Origin of the sequence: Undibacterium sp. TJN19 (assembly GCF_049339485.1) — a bacterium.
Taxonomy (GTDB): Bacteria; Pseudomonadota; Gammaproteobacteria; order Burkholderiales; family Burkholderiaceae_D; genus Undibacterium.
Genome location: NZ_JBMPPL010000002.1, coordinates 505,324 through 525,146, shown reverse-complemented (window position 1 = coordinate 525,146; position 19,823 = coordinate 505,324). Strand labels below are relative to the sequence as shown.

21 protein-coding genes are annotated in these 19,823 nt (G+C 50.0%); 2 read left to right on the top strand and 19 right to left on the bottom strand.

What is annotated here, in order from left to right:
* The first annotated feature begins 255 nt into the window (after window positions 1-255).
* Window positions 256-423 carry a hypothetical protein gene (locus tag ACO0LH_RS10600; protein WP_422941039.1) on the top strand — a complete coding sequence of 56 codons (168 nt, stop codon included), beginning with the start codon at window positions 256-258 and terminating at the stop codon, window positions 421-423.
* Between the two features lie 114 nt (window positions 424-537).
* Entirely contained in the window at window positions 538-1,005 is a 468-nt protein-coding gene (locus tag ACO0LH_RS10595; protein WP_422941038.1) for a hypothetical protein, read from the top strand.
* 74 nt (window positions 1,006-1,079) lie between these two features.
* On the opposite strand, the gene ACO0LH_RS10590 is transcribed toward ACO0LH_RS10595, so the two are convergent.
* The 19 genes from ACO0LH_RS10590 to ACO0LH_RS10500 all read right to left on the bottom strand — a co-directional run bounded on the left by ACO0LH_RS10590 (window position 1,080) and on the right by ACO0LH_RS10500 (window position 19,804).
* The gene (locus tag ACO0LH_RS10590; RefSeq protein ID WP_422941037.1) at window positions 1,080-1,871 is read right to left on the bottom strand and encodes a DNA adenine methylase; all 792 of its coding nucleotides are present in this window, start codon (window positions 1,869-1,871) and stop codon (window positions 1,080-1,082) included.
* Window positions 1,831-2,028 (bottom strand): Com family DNA-binding transcriptional regulator, encoded by a 198-nt coding sequence (locus ACO0LH_RS10585; RefSeq protein WP_422941036.1) that lies wholly within the window; start codon window positions 2,026-2,028, stop codon window positions 1,831-1,833. The genes ACO0LH_RS10590 and ACO0LH_RS10585 overlap by 41 nt, the downstream gene beginning before the upstream one ends.
* A gap of 121 nt (window positions 2,029-2,149) precedes the next feature.
* Window positions 2,150-2,371, bottom strand: a complete 222-nt coding sequence (locus tag ACO0LH_RS10580; protein WP_422941035.1) for a hypothetical protein — start codon at window positions 2,369-2,371, stop codon at window positions 2,150-2,152.
* The gene (locus ACO0LH_RS10575) at window positions 2,364-4,271 is read right to left on the bottom strand and encodes a hypothetical protein (RefSeq protein WP_422941034.1); all 1,908 of its coding nucleotides are present in this window, start codon (window positions 4,269-4,271) and stop codon (window positions 2,364-2,366) included. The genes ACO0LH_RS10580 and ACO0LH_RS10575 overlap by 8 nt, the downstream gene beginning before the upstream one ends.
* A 2-nt stretch (window positions 4,272-4,273) precedes the next feature.
* Window positions 4,274-4,663, bottom strand: a complete 390-nt coding sequence (locus tag ACO0LH_RS10570) for a hypothetical protein (protein ID WP_422941033.1) — start codon at window positions 4,661-4,663, stop codon at window positions 4,274-4,276.
* The gene (locus ACO0LH_RS10565; RefSeq protein ID WP_422941032.1) at window positions 4,660-6,300 is read right to left on the bottom strand and encodes a LamG domain-containing protein; all 1,641 of its coding nucleotides are present in this window, start codon (window positions 6,298-6,300) and stop codon (window positions 4,660-4,662) included. Before ACO0LH_RS10565 ends, ACO0LH_RS10570 begins: the two co-directional genes overlap by 4 nt.
* Window positions 6,301-6,302: 2 nt before the next feature.
* The gene (locus ACO0LH_RS10560; RefSeq protein ID WP_422941031.1) at window positions 6,303-7,478 is read right to left on the bottom strand and encodes a hypothetical protein; all 1,176 of its coding nucleotides are present in this window, start codon (window positions 7,476-7,478) and stop codon (window positions 6,303-6,305) included.
* Window positions 7,479-7,488: 10 nt separating this feature from the next.
* The gene (locus ACO0LH_RS10555; protein ID WP_422941030.1) at window positions 7,489-9,081 is read right to left on the bottom strand and encodes a hypothetical protein; all 1,593 of its coding nucleotides are present in this window, start codon (window positions 9,079-9,081) and stop codon (window positions 7,489-7,491) included.
* Between the two features lie 3 nt (window positions 9,082-9,084).
* Window positions 9,085-11,154, bottom strand: a complete 2,070-nt coding sequence (locus ACO0LH_RS10550; RefSeq protein WP_422941029.1) for a hypothetical protein — start codon at window positions 11,152-11,154, stop codon at window positions 9,085-9,087.
* 2 nt (window positions 11,155-11,156) lie between these two features.
* The gene (locus ACO0LH_RS10545) at window positions 11,157-11,558 is read right to left on the bottom strand and encodes a hypothetical protein (RefSeq protein WP_422941028.1); all 402 of its coding nucleotides are present in this window, start codon (window positions 11,556-11,558) and stop codon (window positions 11,157-11,159) included.
* Window positions 11,555-15,484: a hypothetical protein gene (locus tag ACO0LH_RS10540; RefSeq protein ID WP_422941027.1), complete on the bottom strand. Its 3,930-nt coding sequence runs from the start codon at window positions 15,482-15,484 to the stop codon at window positions 11,555-11,557. The genes ACO0LH_RS10545 and ACO0LH_RS10540 overlap by 4 nt, the downstream gene beginning before the upstream one ends.
* Window positions 15,485-15,632: 148 nt before the next feature.
* Entirely contained in the window at window positions 15,633-16,118 is a 486-nt protein-coding gene (locus ACO0LH_RS10535) for a hypothetical protein (protein ID WP_422941026.1), read from the bottom strand.
* Window positions 16,119-16,225: 107 nt separating this feature from the next.
* Window positions 16,226-16,981, bottom strand: coding sequence for a hypothetical protein (locus ACO0LH_RS10530; protein ID WP_422941025.1), 756 nt, complete (start codon window positions 16,979-16,981; stop codon window positions 16,226-16,228).
* 57 nt (window positions 16,982-17,038) lie between these two features.
* The gene (locus ACO0LH_RS10525; protein WP_422941024.1) at window positions 17,039-17,248 is read right to left on the bottom strand and encodes a DUF7210 family protein; all 210 of its coding nucleotides are present in this window, start codon (window positions 17,246-17,248) and stop codon (window positions 17,039-17,041) included.
* Entirely contained in the window at window positions 17,245-17,694 is a 450-nt protein-coding gene (locus ACO0LH_RS10520) for a phage tail terminator protein (RefSeq protein ID WP_422941023.1), read from the bottom strand. The genes ACO0LH_RS10525 and ACO0LH_RS10520 overlap by 4 nt, the downstream gene beginning before the upstream one ends.
* A complete protein-coding gene (locus tag ACO0LH_RS10515; RefSeq protein ID WP_422941022.1) occupies window positions 17,694-18,110 on the bottom strand; it encodes a gp436 family protein in 417 nt (138 codons plus the stop codon). The genes ACO0LH_RS10520 and ACO0LH_RS10515 overlap by 1 nt, the downstream gene beginning before the upstream one ends.
* A gap of 18 nt (window positions 18,111-18,128) precedes the next feature.
* Window positions 18,129-18,353, bottom strand: coding sequence for a hypothetical protein (locus tag ACO0LH_RS10510; protein ID WP_422941021.1), 225 nt, complete (start codon window positions 18,351-18,353; stop codon window positions 18,129-18,131).
* Between the two features lie 73 nt (window positions 18,354-18,426).
* Window positions 18,427-19,320 carry a Mu-like prophage major head subunit gpT family protein gene (locus ACO0LH_RS10505; protein WP_422941020.1) on the bottom strand — a complete coding sequence of 298 codons (894 nt, stop codon included), beginning with the start codon at window positions 19,318-19,320 and terminating at the stop codon, window positions 18,427-18,429.
* Window positions 19,321-19,384: 64 nt separating this feature from the next.
* Window positions 19,385-19,804: a hypothetical protein gene (locus ACO0LH_RS10500; RefSeq protein ID WP_422941019.1), complete on the bottom strand. Its 420-nt coding sequence runs from the start codon at window positions 19,802-19,804 to the stop codon at window positions 19,385-19,387.
* Between the last annotated feature and the right edge of the window lie 19 nt (window positions 19,805-19,823).

The window sequence follows — 19,823 nt, the reverse complement described above, 5'->3', positions numbered from 1 at the left end:
TTGAATTTATCCAATATTGAAAAGTCTATAAGCTCACCAAGATGTGCCATATTATTTGGCGTTTATATTCACAGGCTTATTGGCGGAATAGGTGCGGGTTAGTTTGATGGAGGTGCGCCCGGCGTTAAAGGGTAATCTGATACTTGCAATCTTTATTTTAAAAATAAAAAACTTGACATAAGCGTGTGTATTTCGCAATACTTCAGATCGCTGCAATCTTGCAGCATTGTTAAGTTTTATTTTATTGGAGTTGTTATGCAAGAATTAAATATGGTTGAAGTTGAAGAGGTTTCTGGTGCGGGTTTCGGGAGAGATTGGTTGCTGGGCAAATTGGTAGATGCGGTAGTGGAAAGCGCAGTAGAGTGGGCTCAATCCGGTGCCGGAATTGGCGGCCGTATGGATACGATGGGTAAGTTAGGCTAAGCTGCAAATTTAAAAGCGGGTAATTGACTATTTTGTGAAATAGTCAATTACCCGCTATTGTGGAGGGTTATATTTATTTAATACTGAATTTACTCGCACTATTTCTGATTGTTTATGCAACTATCTCTTTTTAATAAGTCCAGTAATAAGTTGAACTATGCTGCGATTGCAACATTTTACGCCGCACTTTGGTATATAACTCTTTTTGCTGTCGCGACTATTTTCTCTTCTGAACAATTCTCAGGTGCAGATGAAAAGACAACTATCATGCGAGCTTTAGGGTCGTTAGGGTTGGGAGTTGTTGTAGTCCCCTTCATTGAAAATTACTTTTTTACCTCTGCATTAAAATTATACCCAAGAAGCAATCCTAAAATGACGGCCTTCATTGGTGCAGCAATTGCTGCTGCGCTACATGCGTCGATGAGATCTTTTTTTGCGTTTGGTCTTTTTTATATAATTGCAGCTGTCTATTTAACTCATTTCAGGAAAAATCCAAGGTACGCCTTTTTTCTTGGTTTTTTTATACATTCCCTTCTTAATTTTCCGGTATCAGTTCTTCCGCTACTTTATGCAATGCAATGAAGACGGGAAGACACTTTGCAAGCGTGTTTATCTAAACTCAGTGAGCAAAGAGTCTTGGCTCATACCTCGATTCTCTAAAACAGACTATCTAAAATCCCCGGCTCCCAGTTCGTAATCACCAATTCTTTGCTTGTTTCCGGCTGGCCGTGCGTATTGGACACACTGTATTTGATATCTAAACTCATCATATGCAGGCCGTTAAATGCCTCCCTGATTGCAGCATGATCATTGATGCTGACCATCACCTTACCTTTGCATGTCCTCATAAATTCGGCCATCTGGGTATAGTTCTCATACCCAAAATCAACACCATAACCCTCCGTCTCCCAGTATGGCGGGTCACAGTAGAAGAATGTATGCGCCCTGTCGTATCGCCTCATACAGTCCTGCCAGGTCAAGTTTTCTACATACGTGCCAGCCAGGCGCAAATGGGCTGCACTCAAGCTTTCCTCTATCCGACACAGATTAATTGGAGATCCTGTGGTTGCCGTCCCAAAGTTCTGGCCACTGACCTTGCCACCGAATGCATGCTGTTGAAGGTAGTAAAACCGTGCCGCCCGCTGAATATCCGTTAAAGTCTCCGGCACGATGGCTTTCTGCCACTTAAAAATCTGTCTACTGCTGATTGCCCACTTGAACTGCCTTACAAACTCTTCCATATGGTGCTGAACGACACGATATAGGTTCACGAGTTCACCGTTAATATCGTTGATTACTTCTGTAGGCGCTGGCACTGGTCTTAAAAAATACAGGGCAGCGCCGCCGCAAAACACTTCCACATAACACTCATGCCTTGGAAACAGCGGGATCAATTTATCCGCTAGCCTACGTTTTCCACCCAACCAAGGGATTATTGGATTCGTCATAATTACCTGCTCCTGGTGACGCTCCTGGGCGTTCAGGTATGGCACTCATGGCGCTCAATTCATTTAATGCTTTACATCTCGGGCATTTAATACTGAGCCTGGTGTATTCACCTGCCCCTAATTTTTTACTGCATTTTCCACATCGTATTTCCTGCATTTAACGCTCCGTGATAGACTTCTGCCCACCTGTACAGGTGGCAGGGCCTTGGTTTGAGCGCAGTGCATGCTGCATTCAGATGGCCTGGCCAGTGTTACCGCACTGACCGGGTCGCTCTGTTCTATACGTCTATTACTTGAACGGCCAAGTTTGGCGCGTCTCCTTGAATCACACTGTCTTTGACAAAGACGTTCTGTCCGACAATTCCATTCCCCCTTGCAGTGATCTGCCCGCCACCAGGCAGGGCAATCACGCACTGACCGACCTCGATGACGATCACTCTGCCGATTAACAACGGAGCATTTGGTATCAGATCTTTGAAAACCTTATAGATATTAGCCATGGGCCTGCACCTCTATTGTCTGACGTAGTTTCGCCTGATCAGTGCTTATTGATACACCCCTAACCACACCTAAAGCAGCGGCTGAATCAACATATTTGAGCATTGTGCCAGGCTCAATAATTCCAGTTTCCGCCATCACTGGCAGGCTCAGTGAGTAGGTTGCAATACGCCCAGTTTCTGCCAAAGTGGCTATGCCTCGCTGTCTGGCCGGGATGACATCCGTGGTTAAAGCATCGGTAATCATTGGAGCCAGCTTGTCTGCTGCGCTCCCATTGCGTCTTACCAGCCCCAACACGCCGCCGCTAGTGGTTCCGCTCACATATACGGCGTTGTAGTCCGGCTTGTCTGCCCAGGAGATGGACTCTTTAACGACAGCTATACTTTGCAATTCTATGTCTGCGGTAGCTGATGCCCATTCCCAAGGTTTAACGGGGTAACGTGGCCTGATCCGCAATACGGTATTGACCGGATCGGGTTGGACAAATGCACCTGCTGCCTGGGCAATGGTATTGATGGCGGACATATAGCTGCCTTGATGGCTCCATACACCAGCAGGCACCAGCCAGTCATCGATGCGCCAATCAACCGACCAGCCCAAGGACACGCCATTGACAGTAAGCGCGTCATTCATCAACTGCTGCGCTGTCCTAGCAATATCATTCTTAAACGTCACAATAGGGCTGTATGGGTCTGCAAGCTGGGCAGATATACCACGACCACTCACCGTGACGGTTTTCTTACCAAAGGCCCAATCCATCTGGATATCTTCTGCAATGAGCAAATACGGTACACCGTTTATTGATGCCTCAAGTATGACCAGATCGCCTGACGTGCCTGGCTCAACCAGATTTAACGCGGAAGCTGGCATCGATGTTGAAAACCCCCACGTCCAGCTATCCATATCGATCTGCATACTTAGAGTAGTGGCGGGCAGAATATGATTGCCGTCGACCCGGCGCAACTGCACGTTGTTTAACACGATATATGTCCTTTTTGAAGGTATGACAATGGTGCTTGGCGGCGTGATACCGTGATCACAGACAAACACCAGGCTTGCGTTTAACGCCGCTGCATCCGTGAACAAGATCTGAACCGCATTACCCATTGGTGGTATGTAGCAAGGGTTCTTTACAGGCGGAACAGTTGAGCTGGATATGCCAGGCGGTGGGCGGCGTGCCTTTTGCATCCTGCTACCAGCGTGAATGATTGACGTCTTCCCGCGCTGATATGGACTATGGACTTCACGGCGCTTTGCTATGGCTTCTTGCCAGCCTGTCTCTCGTACCTGCCGCGCTACTGGTCGCAGAGCTTGGTAGCTGCTTACACGCTCAGTTTTAACGGGCGCTGCGTCTTGCCAAGCTGTTTGGCTGCTTGCCCTGGCAATGGGTCGCATTGCTGCATATTGACTCAAGTAACCCGTTGTAAATTTCCGCCCATCTTGATATCTGTGGCCAGCAGAGAGCCGTGACGATCTCAGCGTGTGTTTTAGCGCCATCGTGACGCCCGCAGGATTCGCTTTTGCCGCCTGCCAGTCACTCTGATTGATCACTCGATCACTTTGCATATGGCGGACAGATGCCTGCACACCAATCTCATTGGCCCCCGCTCTTTGCCATTGGGTTTCTACTTTACCGACGACTGGTCGCGACGTGTCAGAGAAATAGCTTGCAGCACCACCAAACGTGATTGCTTGAAACGTTAAAGCAAGCTTGGCTAATACATCGTCAACAATGATGACAACGTCATCGCCTCCGAAAACCAAATTCGCCGGGTTACCAATCGGCGATTGAGAAAACACCAGGTCAACCGGAACATAAGCAGGCGCTGTGTCGCCAAACACCAGGCTTGCAGGGTTGGACGCTGGTGCTTGCTCAAACAGCAAATCAGTGATCTTTGTCATTGCTAGCCAATCACAGCCGATTGCAATGGCAATTTACCGCCAGCGTAAAGCTGGGTAGTCGACAGTTTTAACACGCCACCCCCAGCCGCGTCCGACACGTCGCAGTCAAATGCGATATCACCATTACCGTTGATAACACGCGCCCACGTGGCAATGCCCGTTCTCGCTATCAGCGTATCTTCCTCCTGTGTCAAAGTCAGAACGCTGCCAGCGATCACACCTGCTGGCTTGCTTAAAACAATCTCGGCCAGCATGGTAGACGCTGCACCACCCGCAGGCGGCTGAGTGCCACCGTAGACGCGAATACGCGCATGGGCTGAACCTGTGTCCAAGTGAGCCAGCGACCCGGCAAGCCTGGCATTAATATGCGCCTGGGATACGTACAGAGTCATGTGTTAATTTCAGGCGTTAAGTTGTCCGCGATCACTGCTCGTTTATCGCGCCCGGTGAAATAGCTGACAACAGTGTATTTATAGGTAGCGTTGATGTTACGGAACTCATAGCCCCCTGTAAGTGGGTCGCTCCGTGTTTCCCGGACAAGCAGACCGTCTGGCTCACGTATTAAACGGACTTGCTCACTGACAGGCGTGTCCGGCGTTCCTTTCAGCTTGGTTGTGCCGCTGATCTTCCCTTCGCCATCAATACCAATTGCCCGCAGTCGGCTATTAAAACCAAACCACTTAGGTGCGACTGAAGACAAAATGAGTAAGGACGTTCCCACCAAGCTTTGCGGCGGTACAAAGTTGGTCACATACCTCGCAATGCCACGCGTAATTCGTACATCGTCAATATTGCCAAGGAACTGATACGACCCGTCAGAGGGATCACTACCAATCGACAACTCATTGGTTGTTTGATTGACTGCTGCCGAATATGTCGCAGTGGTTTCCAGGCTTCCGTTTCTGAATAGCCTGATCGTTGAGCCTGATTTAGTTGCCGCTACATGCGTCCAGGCATTCAATGGAATGGCGCTGGCCGTGGCAGCAATCGATGTTGGTGTTACGGTGGTGTCCCAAAGCGTCAGATGAACGCCATTCATGTCCAGTCCAAACCAAAAGCTATGACTCGATCCACGCTTGGTCAACACTGCCGCCGAACCGCCCGAAGGAAAGCCGGTTGGATAGACCCACGCCTCAATCGTAAAATCGGTATCCAGGTTATAAACAGCATCGTGGGCAATCCGCCAGGAATCAGGCGACGAAGTAAATTTACTGCTTGTACTACCAAATTTTCTGACTGCTGCGTCTAAAAAAGGTACGCCTGTTCGGCTAATTGCGCTGCTAAATGGACTATGATCAAAAGCAGTCGTACCGCCTGAAATGCCGTCAAACTTGACGAGCAAGCTTACATTCGCATACAGCGAATCACCAGGCAACCCAAACGGCAAGGGTGGTGCAAAGTCTGCGATATACCTGGCAGCGCTTGTAATCCGCAAGTCAGACAAGCGGCCATCCAGAAAGTAGAGCGATGTACCACCGATGCGGCCAATGTAATCCGGCTGCGAAATGTTCTTAATTGGTAGCGTAGAACAAGTATTTTCACCTGTCTTTATACCATCCGTAAACACACGGAGGACAGACCCGGCACGACAGACCGCGACATGATGCCATTGCTGGATATTGAAGGTAATACCTGAGGCAATTGAGTCAACGTGCTCGTTGCTACCAGTCGTCGTCACAAAATAGAACTCTGGGCCAGTAGGCTTCAAACCGAAATTGGCTGCAAATCCGACGCCATCCTGCCTTGACCAAATAACTGGATAATCGGGCAAGGAATTGAGATAAACCCACGCCTCGATCGTAAAGTCGCCAGCAAAACGAGACGTATCCAAACCACTAATTTCAAACCAGGAACCGTTAGGCAAATTACCTGCTGTTACATAATGAGCGCTTGTGCCTGTATTGACCACCGCGCTACCTTTCGCGGCTAAGGCCATGTTAGCAATACTGGTGTCCGCAGGCACAGTCGTGCCATCGGCATCGTTAAATGGTACTCGCAGGACGGTGCTGTTTTCGTAGATATCTGCCATCTTTATCTCCAAGGCCCGGTCAGATCGTAGAACACCGTCCCATAGACACTGTTGCCAGGGTTCTTGCTCACAACAGCTTTCATGACACGGCCAGGCAAATTCGCCACCCCGTTTACGGTGTCATGGGTCGCAAATGTGTTTGTCGGTACACTCTGAGGAACGGCGTACACACCCGGCATCGTTCCTCTGAATGCTTTACTGTCTTCGCTGATGTTAAATGGAACAAGGTAAAGACCGTAATCGGTCGGATTTGGGTAAGGTGTTGCATTGCTCACTTGCGCGGAATAGAACGATGTAGCCGTTGTGAGTGCCGTTGGGAAAGTCCTTATCCCCTGGATAGCATCGCCCAGACCAGAGTAGGATTTAGCAAGGTAAGCGCTTCCTGGCGTGGCCGACGAGTAGAAATTCTGGTCTATCGTTGCCGCGCTGCCGTTTGATTTGTCAGACGCGCATCCTGTAATCATGCAGCCGAAGGTATCGCCAGACGGTTTAACAGAGAGCAAGTCACCGAACATCGCCATTTCACAGGCTCCGACGTTTGATGCCGAATTGAAGCGATTGAAGTACAGCGTCCGACCGTCTGTAAAAATAACCCACTTACGTGCCGCTGATGAGGCGCTTTCGCTTTTAGACCAAAACAGCCCGCCAGCCTGTTGCGCCGATGTTGGGAATGGATTGTCACCAGTGGATATGGCAGACATCGCTGTATAGCCCATGACGCGAGCGTTGTATGGGTCAGTATCGTCCACTCTCAAATAGCACCCAGTACCGAGGATATCTGTCGATTTATATGCAGCTAGGTTTGAACCGCTGAAAGCCTTGACCCAGCCCGCCGCTGTGACTTTGGCAGAAATCGTCCCTGTCGCAGTTTGGTTGGTAATACCTGTCGTTGGGAACGTGGCGGAATTTCCAACCACAGTGGCGATGCGGTGTTCGCCATTCAGTTCCGATGGTGTCGCACCGCTCAACAATGCTACTGCGCCTGGCACAAAGCTGTGGCCAGCGGGCATGGTGATCGTCGCTATGTTGTCCGCCACAACCAGGGCGCTGACACTGGCAATGCCGAAGCCATTGACGAGGCAGGCATCCAGGACGGCTATCGCGCTGCCCACCGTGCCGCTCAAGACTGGCGCACCTGGCATCTCGGAATGAAAATATTTAACGCTTGTATCAGTCATGGTTTTACTCTTAGGGTTGGTCAATATCGCCACGTACCAGCAGCGTAAATTTGTCATCAGCCGTGGTAGGTGGCCCCTGCAAAATCGTCCTGGCCACCCAGATCGGATTGGTTGCACCTACCGTATTGAAACGCAGCACATTGCCTACCGCCCAGCCAGCACCCCAACCAGCTGCCGGGATGACAAAGTACGGTGCACCTGCAGCTGGATTGTTGGGCGAGGCATCAACGCCTGTGCTGCCTGTACCGATCACCCCAGTGTGCTCGCCGATGATGTCAAACGCTGTCGTATTCGTAAATCGAATTGCCCAGCGTTCTGTCAATGCCCCTTTGTTGGTCACGACAATCGGTGCGAGCGTGTCGTTAAATGTACCGATCGCTGGATTGCCAACGACCGAGTCCTGCCAGGTGTTATCAAACGTCGCCTGGTCGAAAAGCGTAGATACACGGGCATGAGTATCGCCAATGATTAATGCGCTGGACACATAAGAGCCGATGGGAAAGTCATGCGTTAACGCCCTTGACAAAGTCAACTGGCCGTTAATCTGGGCGTCAATGACAAGCGCCATGTCTTCTATGCGATGCTCTACAGTGATCGGTTGGGCGTAGCCAGACACGTCTGTGAAAGTGACCGTTCCGGCTTCCAGGTCTTGGGTGTAGCCCAGGTTGATGACTTGGTTGGCTGCATCCAGGATACGGATACGCGATAAACGAACGCGGGCGCAATTGATGGTCTGGCCGTTGGTCACCGTTGCCGGGCCGACTGTTGCAGAATGCCCGACCACCACAAAACTGCCCACTCTGAAAATCGGCACCTTGCCATCCGTAGGCAAACGCACTGGGTCAAGACCGAGAATGTTTTGATCCAGCGGCAGGTATGAGTAACCAACAGCGCTATATCGCAAGGTGTCGGACTTGGCCGAAAAGGTTTTAACGTACTTGACGCCAGCGATGCCCATATACGTTAGGTCAACAACCCCTGGATCAGATGCATGTGTGTCGTCAACGGGCCTGCCAAACCGGATGCTAGCGATGCCATTGTTATAGTCGACGACACCAAAAACACCCGCAGAAGGGTTATTGATTACCCCGTGAATATCGGGTGTGACGTTAAATGTGGAATCGTCCTGCGTTGTGCCGCTCAGAGTGAAGCCGCCGTTGAACAGTGGTGAAACAGCAGTTCTGAATGTCACCGCGTCAGTTTGTGATGATGTACCCAAGGCATCGACACCCGTTAGTCCGGATGGATTGTTTGCTGTCCCTGCGTCCCAGGTAGAAAGAATGACGCCGTACTGGTTGGCCACTGTCCCCAGCGCGCCCACGTTCGTGCCAATTCCCGTTGAATAGGACGGATTGCGAATTAGCCCATTGTCGGTATTGACGAAATAGCGCTGGCCAGCCATGTTAAATGAGGTTGGTGCTGGGTCGCCTTGCATGAAAAGCACGTCGACAGCAAAGTTATAATTTTTTGCCGTACTGTCTGAACCAACATATTGCACTTCTGCCGCCCGTGCCGTTTCGCCTGTCCACCATTGCCAAGTGGCTGTCTTGGCATTGACATCGCCTGTCTCTGTTGAGGTTCCTGCTGATGATCCTGTTGACATACCTTAAACCTCCGGCCCGTTAAGAATAGATAGAGTTCTGAGATAGTTTTTACGACCTGTGAAGCGGCCAAATGAGATTGACCCATCTGACAGCAGGTCGTTTTCTAAATATTCGGCGTCTTCCTTGTTGTAACCCGTGATTGCTTTCATCAAGGTGCATGCGCCTGTGGCGTAGTTGATCGTGCCGACATTCAAGTTGGCGGTGGTGTTGGCGATTTGCAGAATGCCTGACCCATCGTCAAAGATTCGTAGCAATCTGCGCTGTTGCACTTCGTCACCGATCCAGTTCACGCCTAGCGCCTTGGTAAAGGCGGACATTTGAAATGTCCTTGGTCTGATCGGTGCAGTGACTACAAACGTCCAGTTAGCGCCGCTGTCTGTAAAGGCTGCGACACCGTCCGCGATGCTGACTGCGCTGGTCGTTGTCACCGATATGTTCGTGTTCTTTGCAGGCAAAGTGTTTGGCCTGAAAATGATCTTGCCAGTGGAATAGTTAATCGTGCCAGTTGCGTCGCCTGTTAAATTTCCTGCTACATCAGTGGCAGTCCGAGCCGCGCCATCATTCCAGGTCAGCAGCAGTGCGCCAGGCTTAACCGCATCATTGAGAATTACGACTTTGCCGAACGCTTTGGGCAACACACCTGGTTGCGTAGGTATCAGGTTGAGAGGGCGTGAGCCGGAAGAATCTACCCATTGCAGGACGATCTGACTGCCAACGTCTGGCAATGTACCCAGAGTCACAGATACTGTGCCTGTGGTGAAATTGATCGTGCCAGCACCAATGGCGCTATCCGAGCCACGTAATGCGCCAGAGCCATCGTCAGTCAACACATACCAGCGCTGCAACGCCCGGTAACTTACCTGCATGCTGCCACGCGCTGGGATGGACGAAACGGAAAACACCCAGTTTGAGCGCTGCCCCTGGGTGGTAACAGGAACGCCTATGGAATTGGTGACGGATGTCGGATTACCTGCGGGCGTGTAGGTATAGGAGAGGTTATTACCGCCTGTCCCTAAGACATTGCTGGCCAGCGTTGCTACGCCGTTGTCGTAATCAACGTTTCCGACAGAAGTATCACCGTTAAAAAGTACGCCGCCTTTGTCCTTTAAAACGACTGGCCCTGCGGAAATGCTCAGCGAACCAGGCAAGATTTGACCACCGATATAAAAAGCCTGCGATGTACTGAAGACTGCAACCACGCTGGCGGTGACAGGTTCACCCGCTTTTAACAGGGTGGTTTTGCGCTGGCTCATCCTGGCGTCAGCGATCGGCACTTCGATACGCGTACTTGGCACGAGCTGGGTAAAGATACCGGAACCCTTTATCGACAAGTCGCCCAGGCTGGCTGCTTGTACTAACGGCACGACGCCATAGTAGCGGGCGGCGTCAGCGACAATGGTAGAAAACGTTCTTGTCTTGCCTTCATAGACGTTTTCCAAGGGTTCGACTTTGGTTGCGTCCAGCCCTTTGAAATCATCAGTCAAAGCATCGCTGAGAGTGAGAGAGACTTCCAGCCGGGTAAAATCACCGCTAGCGTCTGTAAAGCTGCGTACAATCGATGTGACCGCAATCACCTTGATATATTGTTCAAACTGCGTGGTTAAGCCTTGGTTCTTGCGCAGTACCAACGTGTCACCTACGGCGGGAGTGGGTATGTTTTCGCGCTGAAGTAGTGTCACGATTCGTTGGCCAGCGATGTGATCGCCAAATAGATAACCGGGGTATCTGGAGCCGATGGACAGGTAGGACTCTATCCTTTGCTTCGCGGATGAACGAATGTCAAAAACTTGGCCTGTTGAGAACAAGGTGACAGAAACACGCGGGTCTGATGGCGGTTCCGCTACGATCACGTTTGCGCCAAAGTAGCTGTCCACGCTGAGTGTGCGCACGGCTGTGAACAGCTTGCGCAAGTTGACACGGCCACCAGCGCGATCAAGCTCTGAGACATCGGGGAATATCCCGTTAGAAGCACCGTCGACAATTGCAACGGATGTTGGCGCGCCTCCGCCTTCGGCCACGTCATCCATGACGCGGGAAGTCACCAGGGCGATATCGCCGCTTAAAATACCCATCGTTAAATCTCCATAAATTTGAGTTTGATCAGCCAGTAGTCATCGGCGTCATAGGTAGCCATCTTGCGTACCGGGTCAGCTTCCAGCGCTGGCGGCTCATGATGGCGAAACACCACTGTGAAAATGCGGCCATCGTCCAACGATAAAATGAATTGCTCTCCTGGTACTGTTGCCCACGACCTCAACAGGTCAGCGGTTGCCCTGGTATGCCAGGCCATTTCCGCATCTGGCGGTTGTAAGCTGATAGGTCTGCCTGCGAGACGTGTGGCGCTTTCGATCAGCAAGGCCCCACCAAGCGTGTACTCGGCGTTCGATACCACAGGCGACCATAGATGCTCATCAATCCATTGCAGGTCGTGTGAAAGCGTTAAACTTTGGGCTAAACGGATGTTTCGTAAAATCATGATGCGACTCCTTTGGCGCGATTTAGCAGTTCCAGCAAGGACGGTTCGTTTCTTGAGTCTGTCGTCATCGGTACTGTTTTACCGCTGCCATCTGTAAAGTTGACCTGGATTGTTTTGCTCGGTTTTTGGGTGGCGCTGGCCTTCACAGCCTGTTCTGATAGCGAAGGCGTGTTGTCTTTGCTCTCGTAACTGATGCGCTCCAGCAGTTGACGTGACAAGTCTGAGACAGTTGGCGCTTTGCGGTAGCTGTCTGCCTCTGGTGCGGTAAGGACTTTTTCATCCTCATGCAGCAAAGCCAGATAGTAGTCCTTAGGTACACGGTCAAGCCCACCACGGTGTGAACCATCGATTTTCTTCATGCCAAAACCATATTTGCCGCTACCGAAGCCGCCCTGGCCACCGCTGCCATCGTTAATGCCGGCACTGTCACCGTAACTGGCGTTCAGCCCCAGTGACTCCATTAACGACTTGGCTCGATTGAAATTCTTAACGATAGAATCGGCACCATCAGAAGAGAATGCGCTACGGTTAGCGTCGAATATCTCTTTGTTTGCACGGGCAGCAAACCAGGCAGTTTGCGCTCTGGCCTTGTTTTCTTCTGTCGGTTCGATGCGTTTGCCATGTTCTGAGTCAAACAGCATGTCGGCGATATCGCTGTCGGTAGCCACGCCTGTATGGTTCAGGTCATTGGCAGCGCTCTGGGTCTTTTGGTTTTCGGCAGTTATGCGGCTGTTTCTGGATGACGTGGTCTCTTGTTCGACGTTGCGGACGCCATCAACGCCGCCGCCAGCTTTTCCACCACCACCTATTTGCGAGACGCCAGTCCCGTGGCCCTGTGCGATGTCAAGGCGCCTCTGTGCAGCCGCTATCCCCTGAATGGCGGATGCAAGTTTTAGCTGCTCAGCATTTGCACCTTTTAAATTGGTGGTAAGAGAGGCGGCGGCTCCAGCAGCAGAAATTAAGCCTGACGTTAAATTTTGAGACTGTGACGCTGCTGACCTAATATTTTCAGACGCGCTGGAGGTATTGCTTGAGATATTTCCAGATTGTTCGGCAGCGGCCTTCATTTGTTCCGCAATGGCACTGGCCTGCTCGACAGCTAGCTTTTGCTGCAAGACCTCTTCTTCTATTTTAAGAACGACTTCCTGCTGTTTTATCGCTTTCTGTTTGGTAACCTCGTAGCTGGCCTGCGCACCCTCCAAATTTTTGGTCGCGGAATCTTTCGCTAAAATAAGGGCTTCATTGTCTACATCACGCTCCAATCGCTTTGTAGCCAGGATCAATTCTTCTTGTGCAATTAGTACCTTATTGGATTGCTGTGCCTCTACATAGTGAAGCCGTGCCTCTGCCGCTCTTGCTTCCGCCAATTGCAAGTTTAACTGCGCTAAGCGCAATTCTTCCTGGGACAAATCTGAGCCATCTTTTGCATACTTATTTTGCGCCTTCCAAACATCGATTCTGGCATGGCCAACATCATAGTCAGCCCGTGCAACTGCTAAATGCGCTTGGCCTACAGCCACCAATGACCTGGCCGAGTCGGTAGCTTGTTGAGCTAACAGAGCAGTTTCTGCTCGGGTTCCCTTTATGCGCTCCTGCAAGTCTGCGATGGCTTTATCGACAATCTTGGCCGACAGCTCACCTTTGTCGCCCATCTGCTTTAATTCAGCAGTGAGCAATGCGAAGTCGTCTTTTGTTCTCGCAACCTTTAACGATGTGGTAAATACTTCCTGGAACTTGCCATTTATTTGATTGGCTGCGTCCCCTAGATCTTTGCCTGCATTTCTTGCATTAATGAGAGAGTCAGAGAGTTTGTCTAAATCGGCTAGTGTTTTCGCTGAATCTAGACCTTTGGCAAAGGCTTCCCTAAATTGGAGCGATGTCGTCGTGGCGTTGTCTGCCAGTTTCAATATGTCACCCGCGATCTTGTCGAACTCTTTGCTTAACGGCGTTAAATATTCTGTTTCACCGAATTTAGCAATCTTGAGTCCCATGTCATTAATGGCCTCAGAAAACTGCTGAGCCGATTCTTTAGTGACATTCAATAGCTCGGCATTCAGTTTCTTGATTTGATCTTCACTGAGCTTAGTTTTTCCAGTTGCGTCGTCTACTTCAATACCCAAACGTTTAATTGCAGCAGCAACGTCTTCGGAGGATTTTTTTAATTCTGTGTCCGTCAATGCACTTTTACGTTTTGCTTCCACAAGCTTTCGTATTTGTTCTTCGATATCTCCAAAACTGCTTGATTTCGCAAGTGCAACCGCTGCTTCTTTTGATTCGGAAAGCTTTGCGTTAAATTTACTTAATTGCGTCTCTCCTCGTGCAAATTTATTCACGGTTTCATCTGCATACCCAGTGAGACTTTTAGCGGTTTCTCGTAGATCGTCGCCAGCGCCTGCAATTGCTTTACCCAAATCGCTTTTGAAATAACCGACAATTTTTCCCAGCGCTTGTAAAAATATCCCAGCAAAATCAAGTACGCCACCTGTAAGACCTGAAATTACAGCACCGATGAAATCGAAGCCGTCTCGCAATCCAGCTATTAATATTCCTAGCGGAATGATGATAGTGTCGTTAAGTGCCTGTCCAAAGCTTGAGATTCGCGTCCCTGTTGCGTCAACGGTATCCCCTAATTGAAGAACCGCCGCTACGTTGCGAAGTATTGCACCACCAAAATCCAGAAAAGTACCCAGCACTGTCTCCATGACTGGCGTTACCTCTGCACCGATTTTCAATATTCCAGAAAAGAAATCGCTTAACCCGGTAAAAAATTCTTTGGTTCCAGCGGCCAAATTTCTGGCTCCTTGGCCACTGATATCACTTGATTTAAAGGTTTGTTCCGCAACCTTTAAAAAATCAGTTGCCGCTTTTACCAATTCAAAATAGGCAGGTAATAGTTTTTCACCAATTGCGTTGGCTAATTCTTCTTGGTAGCGCTTAATTGATTGGATTTGTTTCCCGACGTTTTGCATTGATGCTTCATAAGCACCTGTCAGGTTCGCGGCCTGGCTAAGGGCAGCATTAGCGACAGCCTGTATTTTCTGCTGCTGAGTCAGTTGTTCCGAAGTCTTCCCAAGGGACAGTGCAAATTTATCCTGTGCTTGTTGAATGTTGACTGTGAGCCCCATATAACGCAGGCCCTCAGTATCCATTTGCTGGATATTAGTGATCAAGCGACTCAATGTGGCACTTGAATTCTCACCTGTTACTACCGCCAAGTCCTGTGCAGCACGCGCAAGTTTGGATACCTGGGATACTTGCTCAGCGGCAGTAGGGCCTATTTCGAGACCTACCTGGATCATTTGGGTTAGCGATTGCCGTGTAGCTTGAGTAGTGATACCCAGGCCCTTGACCTCTTTCTCATAGCCAGATAGTTGTGATGCAGAATAGCCAGCGTTCTTGCCCACCACGCCCAACGTAGTACCAAGTACTTCAGTTCGCGCAGCGTAGTCAGCCGATTCTTTAATTCCATATGCAATCGCAAGAGCCGTAAATGCCGTTATTAGGCTCGCAACACTGTCTTTTAATTGCCCGAGTGGTGTATTTATTCCACCAAAGCCGTCGCCAGCTTCTTTGGATTTGTTGACACTGCCTGCGAGTTCTGCGTTTAGTCCGGCTAATTTGGTCTTAGTCGCGTCTGTGACTGCCTGCAATTCCTTACCGGACAGCTTATTGCTATTAGTCAGCTCTTGATATGCCAGGTTGACCTTAGAAATTTCTGCCCGTATCTCTGCAAAAGAGCGAACACCGATTGTTTTGTATGCCTCTGCTTCTGATCCTAATTCGGTAAAGCCTTTCTTTCCTTCGGACGCGTTCGCTCCGGCAGCTTTTGCAGAACTGCCCAAAGACGTAATCTCTTTTGCCAGGTCAGTTACACCTTGCAAGCCCTCTACCAGGCTCTTAATCTTCAGTTCTAGGGTAGTGGACATTAAGTCTCCAAATCTTTTAACGCACCTGTGATGGCATCTTGATCGCCCTTCGCGGCAAGTATCATCAAGGTGAACAATTCTCTATTGCGTTGCTTCTTGAGTTTTTGGACACTTTTCGAAAACGCAAAGTATTGCGGCCAGGTGTAATTTAAGATGTCGTTGAAGTTGTGGCCGCTTTGGACGAGTAGCTGGATGCCATCTGCCCAAGAGTTTGTACTGCTTGGACGTTGCCTTTTACTGTTTGCGTTAGCCTTGTTGCCGTGCCTGTCATTTTCGGCAGGACTTTGGCGATAAAAAAATCGAGATTTACCTCCAGCAGGCGTCCAAATAATTCTACCGCTTCGTCTGGATCAAGTTCATCGACCCATTCCCTCGACCGATTAGCCAAGATTGCTAACAATTGGAGGCAGTCAGCGCTATACGTCACAAACATGCTAGGGACATCGAGTCGTTCACCAGGGACACGATTCATCAGCATGTGACTGATTGGCTGTACCGCAAGCAAGACCAACGGCAAGCGGCCAATTTTGAAGTGTTTAATTTCTAACGTTTCACCAGCGACGATCGCGGTTTCAACGGTCGGGATTACTTGGCTCAGATCGTCTGCTGATTGTGCTGCGGGGGTGGTTGACATGCTTGCTCCTGGTTGACTGGATGGGATGTATCAAGTCTAAAGAGCAATGAAAAGAAGCCCAACAAGATGGGCTTCAGTGAGAAGGGTGCTACGGAGATACGTGTTATTTAGCTTGCAGCGATCTGGAGGATTCGCCCGAATTGGCCCAGTTCGTCGCTGGGTGTCTTCGCACCGTCGATTAGCACGGCAGCAGTGATCTGCATTTCGGCAAACTTATCGGTAATCAACGCCAGTTCTTTCAAAGGCTCGGAGTTCACCTTATAGAGTTCCACTATGATAGGCGCGCCGTTTTCAGCAAGGTTGATACCTTCATATCGAAGGAAATCGTCTTCTTGCTGTGCGTTGAACATCGCCACGCTATCTACTGCACCATGAGAATACGCTGCCAGAAAGGGCTGTGTAGCGCCAGTCACGTCTTTGAAGTCAACCGCGCCAAAGGCTGGGTCGACCTTATACTTGGTCGTTGCTAGTGTCACAGGGGTAGATGCAGAATCTGTAATTACTACCGAAGTAACACCTGGATTTTTGAAGGCAACGCGATTTCCAGCTACGACTACGGGCAGTGCTTCGCCTGTTACAGAACCGCTTGGTGTGTTAGTGACGACGCCGGACACGTTCAAAGCCAGATTGTCCGTGTTGATTTCCATCATTGTCAATTCTATGGTGGCCTCTTTTCCGACCTGGACGCGCTTAACGGTTCCACGCTGGCCGGAATAGGATTCTTTTTGTTCCGCGTTCGTTACCTTCAACGCGAGCTTTGCTGCTGATACGTCACCGAGCCAGCGTAAAGCCTTTGGATTGCCGAAAGCGTCACGCTTGGCGATATAGACTTTACCTTGCCCTAACAGATAGGTTGTTGGCATATTGCCTCCTGAATGCTGATGTTAAATTGAACTGCTCGTTTGCTGCGTGTGAAGGGGTCAGGTCTTTGCTTTACCTCTGGGTGGCCCCTGGTTCTCGGCTTCAGCTTCTTTTTCGCCAGGTACGACTTCACCAATGGCATTGCTGGCCAGCCAGTCCGCATCTAATTGGGAAACAACAATTTCTTTGCCTTCTTCATACGTCGTACCTGCATGGGTGTGGCTTTTTTTGAGTGCAACTTTGACGAGGTTTTGCGAAGTAGTAGTCATGATTTTCCTAAAACAAAAGAGGTTTTGAATGCGAAGGGGTAATACGCGAAGCCGTTTTGGTACGCCACCTTTGGTGCGTTGATTCGACGTAATGGCCTAAACAGCACGTTGGGAGGCTGCCAACCACCCAACGCCTTTAATAGCTTGATGATCAGTGGCCCGGCTTTAACACGGTTGCCTTTGCCAGTAGCGACCGTGCCTGCAAATTTAACGACCAGCACCACCATCCATTGCTGCGTAACTACCTGTGCCTGGCCGTTGCTGCCTTGACTCGTACTGCCTTCGCCAATGTCGTCGCCGATATAGATCACGTGTGCGGCTGGTTCGACCTGCCTGGCATCCTTCACACCTGCCAGGTCTATGGCTGTCATGACAGCCTTAAGCTCGGGCATCGTGCCCTTGAGCTGGGCCACAAGCAAATCTTCAAGTACCAGGTAGTCGTCCATTACCATGCCCTCCGATCGCCAAAGTCATTACGACCAGTGGCAATCTGCACAGTGTCAGTCGTCAGCGCAGGCGCGCCAATGGCGTCCAGGCCCAGTGATGCTGTCCCAGTTGCAATAGACTTCAGCAGCTTCAACTGGCGATCATAGTGGACTGCGACAGGGTGATCGGCCTGGACATCGATCCAGAGGTGATACCTGGTAATGTCCATTGCCACCTTGCGTAAAATCTCTGGAACGCTAGGCAGTGGCAGCACATATCGCCCGGCAAGCCAGACATTGATTTCTGCTTCAGCATCGTTTATAGCGTTGTTTAACACTACGTCATTGATGACTGTGGCGTTTTCTCGGTCAGTGGTCTGAATAAGTTCATCCATGCCGAACGCGGTAATCAAGTCTGTCTTAGTGCAATAGTTCATGGCGGTATGGGCGTTAAATTACTTCTTGGCGGTTTTACTGATCTTTGCGCCGTCCCCATCTGCGATAGGGTCGTCGATTTCAATTTCAAAGGAAACTAACGCTGGGTCACCGTCAATAGCCGCACGTTGTTGCTCGTCCAGTTCAGATACAGGAATGTCTTTTGGCTCTCCTGTGAACTGATAACCGGCTCGACGAAATGAGGCCGCTTTACTTACGACACGTAATGCTTTGATTTTTGCCATGGGATACTCCTAAATGATTCGAGATACGGGTTTGGCTGGGATGAGACAGTTGCCTCATCCACAGGTGTCTTACTTATGCCAACCAGGGAGTGGTCAGCAATTTGGCGGTGTTTTGGTAAATATTGGTTGCGCCATTGGCGTTTTTCTCGGCCTGGAGGACTTTCAGCGCTTGTTTTTCCAGGTTGGGAGGAACCACCAGCAATGTCGGACGGACACCCAGCGGGTTACCGTTATCACCCTTGAGAGACATCAATGCTGCGCGGGCTGCGCCATAGGAATCTTCATCCAGTGTGGCTTTGGACGCATACGCTAGTTGCCACAGGCCGACACCAACATTGCTACGTGCATCAACGCCATACACATATTCTTTGCGGTTAAACACGTTGTCATCAGTTTCTTTGTCCATAGCGACAAAGCTATAGGGCTTACGTACTTGGTAGATAATAGGTTTGACGACTTTGCTGGTATCTAGCAAAAACCAGGCTGGGCCGGAACCACCACCAAAATTCGATACCGAGGAAACTGATCCATCTGCGTTCATCACTGGATGGTCAGTATCAAAAAAATATTGTCCGTCATAGCACTTGGTGGTGAACCCCGCAGCCAAGAGAGAAAACACCAATTGATCAGGATGCGTTTGTGAATCTTGGCCTAATTGTGCAATCGTTGGCTGGAACACTCCATACGTGTCATCTTCGATGGCTTCACGTGGTACGCAGATCGTATCTTCCCATGTGCGGTTCTTAATGGAAAAGTCGTGTGTCGACAGGTTTTGGATAACGCGATCACCGATCCATTCACGGAAACGAGTGGTTTGTCCCAACCACGGATAAACTTCTGTACCAGTGCTGGACGGCACGGTCATGGCGATCTGTCCGTAGTCACTTTGCACATTGGCAAACGCCTGCTGAAAAATCACCTTATACCCTTGGAACAAGGCGCTCAAATTGCTTTGGTTAATAATCATGGATAGCTCCAGTAAAGTTTGATGTTCTGATTTCTTGCTATTGCATTGGAAGCTTTAGGTCTGGTTAAAACTCAACCCAAACCCCGCCGACATCCACATCGCGGATAGTCCCGGCCACGCTGCGCGTATTAGTAGCGCTTGTTTTCGCTACAGTTGAATCATCAACCATGTAGCAAGGTGCCTGGATGTCCCCCAGGACGATCAAATCTCCGCCACCGGAATTGGCGAAACGGTAGACATTTTCCGGGCCACGGAACACACGTACACGGATATCACCGTCTGCTCCTGTGCTATTGTCAGCAAGGCATTGGGCAACACCCACAGACTTAAGGCCAGTTGCTGTTTTCCCTGGTATAGCCAGGTTAGTGGCAGGATCAATAACAACCATCGTTCCTGCGTATATTTTGGTTGCCGCTTTCATGGGATGTTCATAAACCGAACCGTCACGGCGTAACGAATTGCGGTCTGAGGTTGCTGCTGTCATAGGTGTTGCTCCTGAGTGT